Annotated in this window: 1 protein-coding gene; it reads right to left on the minus strand. The window is 60.5% G+C overall.

Going from position 1 to position 531, the window contains the following annotated elements:
* Positions 1-478, minus strand: a 478-nt coding sequence (pnuC, locus tag OQK_RS01470) for a nicotinamide riboside transporter PnuC (RefSeq protein WP_016770785.1), incomplete at its 3' end; no start/stop codon positions are given.
* Between the last annotated feature and the right edge of the window lie 53 nt (positions 479-531).

Consider the following 531-nt stretch of genomic DNA (forward strand, 5'->3'; position numbering starts at 1 on the left):
GATAGAGGCCTTTATAGATGAACAGGCCGACAAAGATCACATCGAGGACGAACCACAGCGCCCAGCATTGCAGGCGTTTTTGCGCCATCCACAGTTGCGCCACCAGACTGAAACCGGTGAGCGCGGCATCGAGCCACGGCTGTGCGGCGTCGGTCCAGTGCGCCATCGCCGCGCCCAGCGACAGGCTGCCGATCGCTCCAATGCCAAGGCCGAGCAGAATCGAGCGTGCATCGAGGCGGGTGACTTGGCGACCGTCATGCATCGTTCCGGCGCGGGTCCATTGCCACCAGCCGTAGATCTGCAGCGCGGCGTAGATCACTTGCAGCAACATGTCCGAATACAGCTTCACCTCAAAGAAGATCCAGCTGTAGAGCAACACCATGACCAGCCCGATCGGCCAGCACCACGGATTCTGCTTGACCGTCAGCCACACGGCGATGACACCGAGGGCAGCAGCAAACAGTTCAAGCCCGGACATGGCGGATCCTTGGGGGAGTTGAGAAGGGGGCGGATTGTACTGCATTAGTCAGG

This window comes from Pseudomonas sp. R62 (assembly GCF_000257605.1).
Classification (GTDB): domain Bacteria; phylum Pseudomonadota; class Gammaproteobacteria; order Pseudomonadales; family Pseudomonadaceae; genus Aquipseudomonas; species Aquipseudomonas atacamensis.